General features: G+C 67.3%; 1 protein-coding gene. It reads right to left on the bottom strand.

Translation table 11 applies throughout. The annotated features are described in order from the left end of the window. Positions 1 to 237 precede the first annotated feature (237 nt). Positions 238 to 15,231 carry a hemagglutinin repeat-containing protein gene (locus BAY15_RS19055; protein WP_157771660.1) on the bottom strand — a complete coding sequence of 4,998 codons (14,994 nt, stop codon included), beginning with the start codon at positions 15,229 to 15,231 and terminating at the stop codon, positions 238 to 240.

The following is a 15,231-nucleotide window of genomic DNA, read 5'->3' as shown; positions in this document are numbered from 1 at the left end:
CAAAAACGATGTACCTGGGGGGCCATCTGGGGAAAATGCCGTCGACCAGCAAGACAAGTGGACATCCCACGATCAAGCCAATGATGGCACCTATGATCAGGAAAATGCCCAACACAGGCAGTGCACCATGCACAGACGTTCCGCTCGAGGACATGACAGGGATCAGAAAGAACATGCAACTGGCCACTGCAGTGCTCAGTGGCACTGCAAGCATCCTGGCAGGCAGGTTCCAAGCACTCATTGACAAACCTCAACTTTCTTTCCATCGATTATGGACGGCCAGCACTTGGCGGGCGGTGCGCCCGGCAACCACGGCAGCTTGTAGGAGTTGACCTCAGAGCCGATCTTATCTGTATTCGGCCCCCAAACCTGGTCATCCGCCCAGCTGTTCGAGTTGAACATTGGACTCGAACCCGTTCCCCAGCCCGTGGTCTCCACGTTGAAACCACCGTTTCCGGTCGGAATGATTTGCCGGATGACGAATCCTGGATCCAGGGCGTGAGCACCGGGAACAGTGATGTTGATCAGGCTACTGGTGCTGGGATCGATGAGGTGAGTCACGTATCCCAGAGAAAGGCCCATGATTGACAGGTAGCTGACCACGCCATTGCTCGCCAGGCCTTTGCCGTCTGTGCCGGGCCCGGCATATCGCCTCAGCGCATCAAACTGCGAGGCAGGCGTTCCGCAGGTACTGAATGGCTGTCCCATGCATGCGTTGGAGGTAGTTGAGTACTCATGGGGCTGCTTAGTGGTCCCGAATGCCCACTCGTACCCATCAAAGATCTGCTGGAACTTGGTTCCCGGCGTGCCTGGCGTATACGCAGAAGCGTCTACGTTGCGCAGGAACTGCTCACGGGTCGTCGTGGCGCTATTGAACTGCGGCAGGCCTGCAGCCATATTCGCCGCGATAAGCAACCCCTTCGTCTCAATATCCGAGATTGCGCCGAAAGCGAGCTTCTCCTCGTTGTCATCCGCATTGTCCGCGCGGTACAGCTTACCGAAGTGACGCGCGCCGTCGAACAGCTCTGGCATGATTGCATCAACGCACTGGGTCGTCGCACATGCTTTCAGCTTTGCACTGTTGACATCGCTTCGCTGCTGGGCCTCCGCCACTACGGCGTTTCGACATGCATCGTCCTTGGCATCGCATCGCTTCAACTTCTCGCTGAGTATCTCGACATCCTTGGCGGACAGATAGTTGTTTTCGACGGAATTCTGGGCAATGTTCGCTCCGGCTGCGGCCCCTTCGATTCCGTTTCCGCCCATGCTGCCGGCCAGCGCCCCCACGGCCTGGGAGAGCGCAAGGACCATCTGCTTGTCCTGTTCGCTCAACCCTCCAACGTCGCCCTTGTACAGTTGATCGATGATGAACTTGGCGGCCAGCTCTCCACCAGCAGCGGCAGCTGCGCCATTTGCAGCGGTGCCACCATTGGCCTCTGCCAGAAGCGCGCCGAGAACTGCATGGGAGATGAGCTGCAACGTGGCATCCGGGTTGTCCCCATGGTTCGGATCGAACTGGCCGCCGATGAAGTTCGCTGCGTAGGGTGCCAACGCGTTGGACGCCACCTGTCCGCCGCTCTGTCCGGAAACGCTGCCCACGATGGCAGTGGTCACTGCATCAAGCGCGCGGCCGTACGCCCCGCCTGTGGCCCACTTCTGCGCCTCCTTGTAGTCATCACGCGCGGAGAGTATTTCTCGCTGCGCTTCAGGGCTCGTCGCAAGGAACTTGTCCCTGTCTTCCTTGCTGGGCAGAGAAGCCAGATACGCTTCGGTCGCCGCCTTGGTCTTCGCCGCCGCGACATCCCCCGCAATCTGCTTGCTGGTGGCCACCACCGTGCCCGCAGCTGATGACATCGCCTGCTGTTCCTTCATCAACTTCTGGAGGTCTGGCAGCGCGTTGATTGCCTCATGGGCCTTGCCGGCGTCGGTGTTCACGCCGAGCTCGGCAGCCGTGACTTTTCTGCCGCCGATCGTAATATTGCCCTCGGTCAGCGTGGCGTAGGTGTTGGAGCTGTCGCTGCCGTTGCTGGTCATCGGCACGCCACCGCTGAAGTTGGTACCTTCCACATTGCCGAATTTGCCGTTTGCCACATTGCTGCCGATGTCCTTCAACTGGCCGGCTGCGTTCTGGTTGGCGCCTTCGCCCGTGGCCTTGTGCCCGAACCCACCACTGATGCTCGCCGAGCTGGCGCGGTAATCCATCTCGTTCTTGAGATCAGTGAACGTGAATGTCTCTGCACTCAGTTCGCTGTTGGCCGCATTGGTGCTGGCGATGGCACCGCCCACCAGATTTACGTGGCCGGCGTCGACGTGGTAGCCGCCGTCACCGGCGAACAGCCCTGACTGCTGGCCTACACCCTTGTAACTGCCGTTCGCCTTGGCCGCGCTGGCATAGCCACTGGCGTCCCACGCCGTGCCGATGGAGACCTGGACACGCCCCCCCACCTGGCTGTCCTTGGACATGCTTTCGGCGATGTCCTGGAGCGACTCGATGGTGAGCGTTCCTCCGGTCCTGACGTCGATCCGATCGGCGGTTGCGCTCGCGCCGCGCATGGTGGTGTCGCCCTTGGCTTTCAGCGAGATGTTGCTGCCGGTCAGCGTCGTGTTCTGCCAAGTGTTGCTTTCGGCATTTGACTTGCTGCTGCCGACACTGGCTTCCGCGTAGACATAGACACCGGTTTGTGCTCCCACCGATACGCCTACCCCCACTTCGGCACCGGCGTTGTTGCTCTTGCTCCTGTTCTGCAGGTTCGCTTGACCCGCTTCCAGCAGAATGTCGCGCGCGGAGTCCAGCGCCAGCTTGTTGCCAGCGCTGAGGTTGCCTTGCACCACGTGGATGTCGCCACTGGTGCTGGTCAGGTTGACGTTCCGACCGCCCTGGATGGTTGATCCGCGCGAGACCGTACTGCTGCCATCTGCGCTGCTGCTGGCCGACTTGAAGCCGATGCCGGCTTCGGCACTGAACAGCGCGCCGCTACCCGCGCCCTTGGCCGCGCTAGCGATGGCGCTGCCTGCCTGGTAGGCATTCGCGCCGGCAGCCATGCCCTGCATCGCCTGGAGACGCCCGTCGGACTGGCGTGCTGCATCCACGTTGTTGATCAGGTCAATGAAGGGCGACTTGATCCGCGCGAACACCCCGATCTTCAGGTCCTTGTCGCTCTGGGAGTTGTAGCCGGTCTCGTCGGCGGTGAGCAGCTCTATCTCGGCTGCGGTGATGTTCACGTCCTGTGCGGCCACCACGTTACTGGCGATCTGGGTGTACTTGCCGCCGGCGCCCAGGTTGACGTTGCCACCCAGGCTGCCGATGGTGCTGGCGACCTGCGACACCATGCCGCTGTCGTCCTCGTGCTGCTGGCGGTGCCAGCCGGCGAACTTCTCGGTGTCGGAGATCTGCACCGTGCCGATCGCCTTGCTGTCGGCAGTGTTGGCGTTGCGCACGGTGTCCTGGCCGCTCTGCACGGTGAGGTTGCCGGCAGCCCATATGGTCACGTCTTTCTCTGCGACAAGGTTCGCGGCGGTCAGGGTGATGTCCCCTTCAGTGGTGGCCATGCGCACGCCACCGCCCGCCGACAACTGGGTGCCGGTGATGGTGTCGCTCTGGCCAGTGCCCTCACCGCGCGAGTTGTTGGTGCCGAACGGCAGGCCGCTGGTGTTGTTGGCGAAGCCCCAGCCCTTGCCGCTGCTCTGGTTGGTACTGGATTCGGTGTTGTGAGCCACGCCGAACACGATGTCCTTGGTGGCGAGCAGCAGGGCGTCGCCTTCGGCCGACATCTGCGCGCCCTGGCTGGTGATCGAGCCGCCGTTGGCGATCAGGGTCAGGTCACCGCCCGCGCTCAGCTGGGCCACGCGGGCGTCGCTGGTGGAGTGGGTCTGGTTGCCGCTCGCACGCTGGCTGCCCCCACTCACCACTACGGACGTCGTGGCGGCACGCACGCCGGCGGCGGTGCCTTCGGCATTGCGGGTGATGTCGCCCATGGTCGAGCCACTGTCGGCCATGCCGTCGGTGGTGGAATCGCGGGCGCTGCGGTAGGCCTTGGTGGGGTCGTAAGTGACGCCCATCGAGAAGCCGCTGGATTTGCTGGACTGGCTGTTCTGCGTGTCCACCGTGTCCTGGCGCGCGACCAGGTTGATGTCCTTGCCGATCAGGGTCAGGTCCTGCCCGGCGGCGACGTCGGAGGCGGCCAGGGTCAGCTGGTTGCCCGCGCTGATCTGCACATTGCCGTTCATCGACCCCACGGCCGAGCCCACCTGCGTGGTGGACTGCAGCGCGCTTTCGGTGTTGCTGCGGGCGCTGCTGTAGCCCACCGACGCGACGCCGTTGGCGAAGCCGCCGGTGATGCCGGACTTCTTCTGGTTGAAGCTGTGCGCCTCGTTGAAGGTGTCCTGCGCCGATTCGATGGTGACATTGTTCGCAGCGGCGATGCGCAGGTCGTTGTCGGCCAGCACGGTGGAGCCGCTGATGCCCACGTTGTTGCCCGCAAGGATGTCCACGGTCTTGCCAGTCACGGTGGTACCTACGGCATAGCTGGTCGAGCTCTGGTCGTGGGTGGTGGTGGTCGTGGTGGACAGTGTCTTCTTCTTGCGGGTGAACTCGTCCACCACCAGGTCATGGGTCTCCTGCGCGGTGCTGAGGGTCACGTCGCGACCGGCCGACAGCACTACGCCGCCGTCGCTGCTGGCCACCGTGGTGGCCTGCAGGGTCAGGTCACGTCCTGCCTGCAGGGCAACGCCTTCACCGCCGCTCAGCTGGTTGCCCAGCACGTAGGCGTCAGCCGCGCTGACCTCGCGTGAATGGTTCCTGCTTTTGGCGCTGCTGTCGATGCTCTGCGTGTCCAGCACGGCAATGCTGTTGATGTCACGCCCCGCCTGCGCCACCAGCGCATTGGCGGCCGACACGTTCGCTGCGGCCAGGTTCAGATCGTTGCCCGCGCGGAGCGCCACATCGCCGGCACCGGTGATGGTGGTGCCGATGTGGGTGACCTGGCTCTGCTTGTTGAAGTTGCCGCTGTCGTGGGTGAGTGCGACGCTGCTCTGCTGGGTTACCGCGGTCAGATTGATGTCGCCCCCCGCCACGATGGCGGTGAGGCCGTCGGCACCGGCGTTGGCCAGCTGTGCGGCACGCAGTTCCACGTTGCCGCCGGCGTTGACACTGAGCACGCCGGCGCCGTCGGTGTTGGTCACGTACAGGCCGGCCACGCGGTCCAGCGTGGTGGTGTGCTGGGTCAGCAGATCGCCCTTGTCCTGCCACTCGTGGGTGGTGGAAGCCACGGTGATGTCACCGCCGGCCTTGAGCGCCAGCACGTCTGTGGCGGTGACGGTACTGCCGATGATGTCGATTTGGCCGGCGGCCTTCAGGCCGATCTGCTGACCGCTGATCTGTCCGCCGCCGATGTTGCGGATGTTGCCGGCGTCGATGCTGACCAACTGGCGCCCGGCGATGGAGCCGTTGCTGACCAGGTCGCCGCGCAGCTTGATGTCCACGTCGGCACCGGCGAGCAGTGCCCCGTTGTGGTCGAGGTCGCCCGGCATCACGCGCAGGTAGACCTGCGGCACCAGCGCGCGGGCAGTTGAGCCGTCGGCCAGGGTCACGTCCTGCTCCACCAGCCACACGATGTCGCTGGTGAGGCGTGCCATCTGCTCGGCAGTGAGGGCCACGCCGGGGCGCAGACCCCATTCGCCGGCCACGGTGGCACCGGCTTCCAGCAGCGCGCGGTACTGGTCTTCATCGCTGGCGTAGCCATCGAGGAAGCGACGGCCGGTGAGCTCACCGATCTGTTCGCGCACCAGCTTCTGTTCGTAGAAGCCATCGCCCAGGCGCTTCTGGGTCTGCGACGGCTCATAGCCGGCGCGCTGCAGCAGGTAATCGGAACTGAGCCAGCTGCGGTAGTTGGCAAATTTCGGATCGGTTTCGACCAGGTAGCTGCCGCGGTTGGCATCCACGTTGAACAGGCTGGCGCTGGGGGCGCTGGCGTTCGGCGCGGTGGTCACCACCACGTGCGGGTCATTTCCGGCGGCGGCCACGGCCTGTTTGCGGTCGAGCGCGGCGTTGCTGCCGCTGCCGGCATGGCTGCCGCCCTGCGCGGCGCTCGGGCCGGCGGCGGTGGCCTGGGCGGCCTGGGTTGCGCTCACGTCCTGGACGGTGCCGCTGCCGGGCCCGGCCGAGCCGACCTGGCCGGGACCCTGCGCCGTGGCAGCATCGGCCAACTGCGCACCGGTCGTTCCGGGGCCCTGCACGGCGCTGCCGTTGTGACCCTGCGCTGCGGTGGCTGCGCCGGGGCCCTGTGCGGCCACCGGGCCGGCGCCCTGGCCGGTGGCCTGGCCGGGTCCCTGTACCGCGCCGGCACCCGGACCGACGGAACCTGCACCGGGACCGCCGTTGTTGAGGTTGGCCATGCTGCTGCCGTCGCGGACGTTGGGCGCGTCGCTGCCGTTGTTTTCATTTCGCAGCGTGCCGACATCGACGACGAGCTTGCCACCGGCGACGAGGCCGGCGCCCAGTACGCCGACCTGCTCGGAAATGGGGGCTGCGCTCCAGGGGCTGGATGAGCCGCCGTAGGTGACGCTGACGTTGTTGAAGGAGTGGGTGCGCTCCAGCTTCCGGGCCGTATTGATGACCGACGCGTCCTGGGTCAGGCCGTGGATCTCCAGGTTGCCACCTGCAGCAATGCTGGCGTACTCGTTGCGCAGTGCATTGGTGTTGATGTTGATGCGCCCACCCGCGTTGATCACCGCATCGGCACCGGCCGAAACGACCACGTCTTCCACGGTGGTACGGGTGGCCAGGCGGTACTTCTCGTTGCCGCTGGTGCGTTCGGGGTGACGCTGCATGTTGATCAGCATCGCGTCCGGATTGTCGTAGTCCGGGTAGGTGATCAGCTGCACGCAGTTCGTGGTGCACGTCCCGTAGGCATTGCTGTATGCCAAGGTGTCTGACTCGTAGCGGAACGCCGGACTGCCCGGCTGGGGTTTGGAAAGCTCATGGAACGGATCTTCTGCTCCGGCACCCAGCTGGTCGGGGTTGCTGCGGTTGTCTGCACGGCCGACGTAGTAGATCACCACCGTGCCGTCCTGGACATTCAGGCGCGCACGTTCACCGCGCGCACCATAGAGGCCGCCGCGGGCAAAGTAGTAGGCGCTGGTGTTGGGGGTCAGCCGTACGACCGCCTTGCGGATCTGCTGGCCGTCGGGCGTGATGTAGGCCGTGTCTTCCAGGATGTCGGCCGGGTTGAGGTAGTAGATTTCAAGAGGCTGGAAGTTGGAGGTCTCACGCAGCCTGCCTTCGTTGTCGCCGTTCTTGAACCAGGTCGGCTGGTTCAGTGTCACGGTGTCGTGCACCGTGGTCTGCCTCTGCACCACCACGTTTTCGCGGATGTTGTTGACCGCCAGCGCGTTGATGTCCAGGTTGCCGGCGATTTCGATGGTGGAGCTGAGGTTGTCGATGCGCTGCGCGGTGCCCACCGCGTTCAGTCCGTTCAGGCCGCCGCCGATCACGGCGTCGCCATCGCTGAAGATCAGGCCCTGGCCGCTGTTGGTCAGCACGCCCACGCCCAGGTCCAGGCGCTGGCGCGCGGCAATGGTGGCCGAGCGCTGCGCGCCGCCAACGTTCTCGGCGACATTGTTGAGCGTGCCGGCATTGATGGCGATGCGATCGCCATAGATGCGGCCGGTGCCGATGTTGGTCAGGGTGCCCGCGTCGATATGCGTGGTACGCCCGTCGAGCAGACCGCGGTTGACCAGTTCACCGCCGGCCACCAGCCGGGTCAGGCCGACCGAGCTGATTTCGCCGGTGGCCGCGTTGTAGACGTTGCCGGCACTGATGTTGACGTTGGCGCCCTGCAGCTTGCCCAGGTTGTCCAGATTGCCCTGGATGGCGAGGGTCAACGTGCCATTGGCGGCCAGCTCGCCGGTATTGGTGTGGCTCTGGCCCAGTTCCAGGGTCATGTCGCCCTGCGACAGCAGCTTGCCGTCTCCGGTGATTTCGCGGGTGTGGATGAACTGGCTGGTGCCGGCCACCAGCGTACCGCCGGCGTTGGCGATGCTGTCGGCGCGGATCTCGGAAGTCTGCGAGGCCGAAACAAGCCCGCCCGCGTTGTTGAGCTGGTTGCTGAGCTGCACTTTCAGGTTGTCGGCCAGCACCTGGCCCTGCTGGTTGTCCAGGCTGCCGCTGGTAAGCAGAAGTTGCTTGCCCTGCAGGCCGAGGGCCGGGCCGTTGGGTCCGCTCAGGGTGTTGCGGTTGTCGACGCTGGCGGCCTGCACGGTCAGCGTGCCGGCGGCAGCCACCAGCCCGCTGCGGTTGTCCAGCACGCCGGGCAGCAGTAGGTCGGCATTGCGACCGACACTGATGGCGCCACCAGCGTTGTTCAGCTGCTGCGCGCGCAGCGTGAGGTCGTTGGCACCCTGCAGCGAGCCGCCGTCGGAGTTGTCCACGCTGCTGGCATTGACGGTGATGGCGCCCTGGCCAAATACCGCGCCGGCGCGGTTGTCGAATGTGCCGCTGGCGATTTCCAGCGCGCCGCTGCTGTTGATGCCGTTGCCGTTCGCGTTGGTGTTGAGCAGCGCCTGGCCGGCGGTGTCGATGCGCAGGTTGCCGGCCGATTGCAGCAGGCCGCCGCTGTTGTCCAGCAGGCCGGTATGCAGCGTGGTAACGCCGGTCAGGCTGGCCACCGTACCGGCACGGTTGTCCAGCGCCTGGCCGTGCGTGTTCAGATCGACGGTGCCGGCAATGACCCTGCCGGCCTGGTTGTTCATGCCGGCCGTGCCCAGCTGCAGGGCGGTACCGGCCTGGATCAGGCCGCCAGCATTGTTGAGCTGGGTGGTCGTGTCGAGCTGCAGCCCCGTACCGGCAGCGAGGATGCCCGCGGCGTTGTTCAGCGACTGCGCATCGATGTCGGCGCTGCCGCCCGCGTTGATGGTGCCCTGCGCGCTGTTGTCGAGCAGGCCGTCGACGGTGAGGGTCAGTGCTGACGCGCCATCGGTGTGCAGGATGCCGGCGCGGTTGTCGACGCTGGCAGCAGTGACGGTGGCAGCGCCGCCGGTGAGGATGCGTCCGTTCCGGTTCTCCAGCGCACCGCCGATGGCCACCTGGCTGCTGCCGGTGCCGGCGGCCTGAACGGTACCCTGGTTGTTGGTGAACTGGGCGGCGTGCAGATCCAGCGCGCCGTTGCTGGCGAGGGTGCCGGCGGTGTTGTCCAGGCGGCCGCGTACGTTCAGTGCAAGCACGTCCGTGCCCGCCGCGGTCAGGCTGCCCCCGGCCGTGGTCAGGTTGCCGGTCTGGACGGTGATGCGCTGCGCGGCGGTGGTGCCGTTGCGCAGGTCGGTATTTTCGCCCTGCAGGTGCAGGCTGCCATTGCTGAGCAGTTTGCCGCCCTGGCCGTTGAGCGTACCGGCGTTGATTGCCAGCGAGCCGGTCCCGGCCTGCTGCACGGTGCCGCCAGCATTGCCCAGCGTGGACGCGGTGATCTGGAGATCGCCATTGCTGGCCAGGGTCCCGTTGTTGCCATTGTCCAGGCTGCCCTGCACCGCAATCGTGCTGGCGCCGCTACCGCCGGACAGCACGGTGCCCCCACGGTTGTCGAAGCCGGTGGCGACGATGTCCAGCTGGCTGGCGCTGAGGGTGGCATCACGGTGATCGACGTCCCCCGCGCGCAGGATCAAGGCGCCTGCGGTGGCGATGCTGCCCTGCTGGCCGCTCAGGCTGCCGGTCTGCAGGGTCAAGCCACCGTTGCCCGCTTGGGCGATCCTGCCGGCGGTGTTGACCAGGCTACCGGCCTGCAGGTGCAGGGCGCTGGCGTTGCTGGCCACGGTGCCCCGGGTGTTGTCCAGCTGGCCGGTCACCTCGATGCGGGTGTTGGCGCTGCCGGCCGAGCTCAGGGTGCCGTCGACGTTGGACAACGAACCGGCAGTGATCTGCTGCGCGCCATTGGCCGCGATGGTGCCGCCGTTGTTGCCGAGCGCGTCGCGCACCTGCAGGACCATGGCCTGCTCGCCGGTGGCACTCAGCGTGCCGCCTGCGTTCTGCAGGCTGCCGGCGGTGATCTGGATGTCCCGCGCGGCGGTGGTGCCGCCAGTGAGGTCGAGGGTTTCGCCCTGCAGCGCCAGTGCGCCGTTGCTGACGATGCGGCCGCCGGCGCCGTGCAGGGCCTGCGTTTCGATCTGCAGCTGGCCGTCGCCGGCCTGCTCGATGCTGCCGGCGCGGTTGTCCAGCGTGCCTGCGCGCAGGTATGCGTCGCCGCCACTGGCGATCAGGCCTGCGTTGCTGTTGTCCAGCACACCGTCGGCGCCGACGCTGAGCGCACCGGCGCTGTGCAGGGTACCGCCCTGGTTGTTCACGCTTACCGCCGCGATGTCGAGGTCGCCGCTGACCAGCACCTTGCCGTCGCGGTTGTCCAAGGCCTGCCCGATGGCGAGCTGGCTGGCGGCGGTTCCCGCGGCCTGCACGGTGCCGGCGACGTTGACCAGGTTTGCGGCGCGCAGGTCCAGTGCGCCGTTGCTGGCCACGGTGCCGCCGCTGTTGTCGAGCTGGCCGCGCGCGTGCAGCACCAGCGCCTCGGTGCTGGTCGCGGTGAGCTTGCCACCGGCGGTGGTCAGGTTGCCGCTGTCGATGCGGATGCGCTGCGCCGAGGTGGTGGCGTTGCGCAGATCGATGTCGTCGCCCTTCAGGGTCAGGCTGCCATTGCTGACAAGCGTGCCACCTGTCCCGTTGAGCGTGGCAGCGTTGATGTCGAGCAGGCCGCTGCCGGCCTGTTGTACCGTGCCACCGGCGTTGCCGAACACCGCTGCGTTGACGGTCAGATCACCATTGCTGGCGATCACGCCCTGCTCGCCGTTGTCCAGCGTGGCGTCAACGGTGAGGCGGTTGGCCCCGGTGCCGGTGGCCACCAGTTTGCCGCCGCGGTTGTCGAAGGAGCGGGCATCCAGCGCGATCTGCACGGCCTGCAGCGTGGCACCGCGATGGTCCACGTCCGTGGCGGTCAGGGAGAGGTCGCCTGCGGTGACGATGGTGCCGTCGCGGCCATCCAGCTGGCCCGTACCCAACGTGAGGCCCTGGGTGCCGGCATGGTTGAGGGTGCCTTCCACGTTGCGCAGGCTCCCGGCATTCACGGCCAGCGCGGCGGCGTTGCTGGCGATCAGGCCCTTCGCATTGTCCAATTCGCCACTGACGGTAATCTGGCTGTTGGCGGTACCGGCCGAGCTCAGTGTGCCGTCGCGGTTGGACAGCGTGCCGGCATCAATGCGCTGGGCGCCGTTGGCGGCGATGGTGCCGCCGTGGTTGCCCAGGCGGTCGCGCACCTGCAGCAGCATCTCGGCGGTGCCGGTGGAACTGAGGGTGCCCCCGCTGTTGTCCAGGTTGCCGGCCTGCACGCTGATATCGGTGGCGCCAACCGCGCCGTCGCGCAGGTCCAGTTCCTCGCCCTGCAGCTGCAGCGCGTCGCTGGCGACCACCGTGCCGCCCGCATTGCGCAGCAGCGCGGCGTCGATATGCAGGCTGCCGTTGCCGGAAATGGCACCGCCGCCGTTGTCCAGCGTATCGGCCACGCGGATCTTCGACGTCGCTTCGCCGGCGGCGATCAGCTTGCCGTGATCGTTGATGAAGCTGCCGGCGGCGATGTCGACCGTACCATTGCTGCCGAGCATGCCGCCGCTGTTGTCCAGCAGGGTGCGTGCCTTCACCTGCAGCACCCCGGTGCCCACCGCGGTGAGCTGGCCGCCGCCGGTGATCAGGCGTTCGCTGTCGATGGCAATCTGCTGCGCCGAGGTAGTGCCTTTGCCAAGGTCGAGGGTGTCTCCCTCCAACCGCAGGGCGCCGTTGCTGAGCAGCGTGCCTGCCGTGCCCTGCAGGGTCTTCACCTCGATGGCGAGCGTGCCGCTGCCGGCCTGTTGGATCGTGCCGCCGGCATTGCCCAGGGTCTGGGCCGTGATGGTCAGGTCGCCATTGGTGGCCAGGCTGCCGCCGTCACCGTTGTCCAGCGTGTCGGCTACCTGCAACGTGTTGGCGGCGGTGCCGGTGCCGACGATGCTGCCGCCCCGGTTGTCCAGCGACTGCGCGATGAGGTCGAGCTGCGCGGCGGCCAGCGAGGCGCCGCGATGGTCCACCGCACCGGCGCTGAGGGATACCGCGCCGGCGGTGCCGATGCGGCCGTCCTGTCCGTCCAGGCGGCCGGTGGTGATCGACAGCCCGCCGCTGCCGGCGTGGCTGATGGCGCCGTCGGCGTTGACCAGCGTGCCGGCCTGCAACTGCAGCGCTGCGGCATTGCTGGCTAGGCTGCCGGCGTGGTTGTCCAGGGTGCCCGCCACCACGATGCGGGTGTCGGCGGTGCCGGCCGAGGTGAGCTCGCCGCTGCGGTTGCTCAGCGAGCCCGCGTCGATCTGCTGTGCACCGTTGGCACTGAGGGTGCCGCCATCGTTGAGCAGAGCGCCGCTGACGTTCAGCTGCAGAGCCTGCTCGCCCAGCGACAGCAACGTGCCGTGGCTGTTGTCCAGCGACCCGGCGCGGATGTCCATCTGGCGTGCGCGGGTGCTGCCCTTGCGGACATCCAGCGCCTGCGCCTGCAGCTGCAGCAGGCCGTTGCTGGCGATGCTGCCTTCGCCCCCTTGCACGGTGCTGGCAGTGATCTGCAGGGTGCCATCGCCGGCGTGATCGATGCTGCCACCTGCATTGAGCAGGCCGTCGGCGTCGATGCGCAGGTCGCCATTGCTGGACAGCGTGCCACCCTGGTTCTGCAGCAGGCCGCTGGCGCGCAGCGTGCTTGCCGCGGTGCCAGCGGCGACCAGCTTGCCGCCGTTGTTGATGAGGGTGGTGGCCTCGATGGCCACTGCACCGTTGCTGCCGAGCAGGCCACCGGTGTTGTCCAGGGTGCGGCTTACCTGCAGGTTCAGCGCATCGGGGCCAGCCGAGGTGAGCGAGCCGCCGGCGGTGACCAGGTCGTTGGTATGGATGTCGATGCGCTGGGCAGCGGTGGTGCCGTCGCGCAGGTTGGTGGTGCCGCCCTGCAGCAGCAGGCTGCCGTTGCTGAGCATGCTGCCGCCTTGGCCCTGGAGGTTGGCCGCATCGATGCGCAGGCTTCCGCTGCCGGCCTGCTGCACGGTGCCGCCGGCATTGCCCAGTTGCGCTGCGCTGATCTGCAGGTCACCGTTGCTGGCCACGGTGCCGCCGTCGCCGTTGTCCAGGGTGCCCTGTACGTTCAGGCTGCTGGCCTGCTGCCCGGTGGCGAGCACGCGGCCACCGCGGTTGTCGAAGGACGCGGCGGTCAGGCTGATCTGGTTGGCAATCAGCTGCGCGTTGCGGTGGTCGGCGGTGCCCAGCTGCAGGAGCAGGTCGCCTGCGGTGGCGAGGGTACCGCCCACGCCATCCAGGCGATCGGCGCGCAGGCGCAGGCCGTCGCTGCCGGCGTGGCTGATGCTGCCCCGCGTGTTGACCAGGGTGCCGATGCCCAAGCCGAAGCTGGCCGCGTTGCTGGCGATGCTGCCATCGCGGTTGTCGAGCGTGCCGATCGTCCAGGCGCTGGCGGCGCTGCCGCCGTGCGCCAGGCTGCCGCCCCGGTTGAGCAGTGTCTGCGTGTGCAGCTCCGCGCCCTGGGCCAGGGTCATGTGCCCGTCGCTGTTGTCCAGCGTGGCTACCCGGGCGGTGGTGGCGCCCTGCACTTCCAGGGTGCCGCCGACGTTGCGCAGGGCCTGGCCCTGCACCTTCAGGGTGTCTACACCGAGCGTGCCGCCACTGTTGTCCAGGCTGCTGCGCGCGTCGAGCTGCAGCACGCCGGTGGCGTCGATGGCGCCGCCGTCGTTGTCCAGCGTGCGCGCGATGTTGAGCACGCCGGCCGCCAGGGGAACCGTCGTGGCGGGCGGCGGGGTGGTGCCGGTGCCTGTGCCGGTGCCGGGCGTCGGGATGCCCGTGGCGGTGCCGGGAGTGCTGCCGCTGTCCGGAGCGGTGCCGCCGGTGTTGCCGGCGCCTTCGCCTGGCGTGGTGGTGGCAACGGTGCCGATCTGCCCCTGCAGGTTGCGGACGTCGGCCCCCTTCAACTGCAGCGCCTGCGCGCCCACCTGTTCGATGCTGCCGGCGCGGTTGCGCAGCGCGTCGGCGTTTAGTTCGAGCCGGCGTGCGTTGAGCGTGCCGCCGCTGTTGTCGATGTCGGCGGGGGTGTCCACGCGCAGCTCGCGCTCGGCGCTGAGCGTGCCGGCGTTGGCCACGCCGCCTGCGGCTTTGATGCGGGTGTCCTGCTGGGCGTGCAGCGCGCCGGTGTTTTCCAGCCGTCCTTCGGCGGTGACCACCAGTTCGCCGGCCTGCGCACCGATCTTGCCGGCGTTGCGCATGCCCACGCCCTGCTCGTTGCCGACCAGCCAGATCCGGTTGGCATACATGCCACCCAGCGCGCCCACGTCCAGGGCGAACGCCGGGGCGCCGCTGTCGGCGGCCTGCGGGGTCACGGCGGTGTTGTCCGCGCTGACCACGTTGTTGCCCAGGCTGGCCTGCAGCTGGTTGGCCCAGATGCCGGCGTTGACCTGCAGCGAGCGGGTGATGATGTCGGTGTAGTCGGTGCGGCTGGCATCCAGGCCGGCACCGGCAATGCGGATGGCGCCCCCGGCAACCCGGTAGCCTTCCAGCGCACCGTTGCTGACGATGGGCGTGCCGGTGGTCAGGGTGACGCGGCTGGCGTTGAGGAAGCCGGCGCCGTCGATCTGGATGCCGGCCGGATTGGCGATGATCACCTGCGCGCGGGCGCCGGCCACTTCGATGTAGCCGTTGAGCTGGCTGGGACTGCTGCTGTTGATTTCATTGAGGATGACGCGCGCGGTGCCGGTGGCCAGCCACGGGTTGCCCTGCACCCAACCGCCGATCTGGGTCTGGGTATCGCCACGCGAGTTGTTGAGGATCACGCCCTGCGCGCCAACGTCGAACTGCTGGTACTGGTTGCGCGAGACACCCGCCGCACTGGGCGTGGTGATGTTGACCTGCGGGGTGCCGTTGGCCGAGCTGACCACGGTGGGGCGCTGGTCGGCGGGCGCGTTGGGGTCGGCGATGATGCGGCCGGCGCTGGGTGACTGCTGCGCCGAGAGTGGCTGCACCACGCCCACCCAGCCCAGCGCCAGCCACAGGGCGAAGCTCACCGGGCGCAGCGTGGCCACCGTGTTGCCGCCGCGCGCGTCGCAGCCGCCGCGCGGTGCGGTGACCAGCTCGGAGGCGACCTGCATGACACCCAGCGTGCGGTTGAAGACCAGACGGTAGACTCGATTCAC

Origin of the sequence: Stenotrophomonas rhizophila (genome assembly GCF_001704155.1) — a bacterium.
In the GTDB taxonomy this organism is placed as follows: Bacteria; Pseudomonadota; Gammaproteobacteria; order Xanthomonadales; family Xanthomonadaceae; genus Stenotrophomonas; species Stenotrophomonas rhizophila_A.
This window is presented reverse-complemented; position numbering and strand designations above follow the sequence as displayed.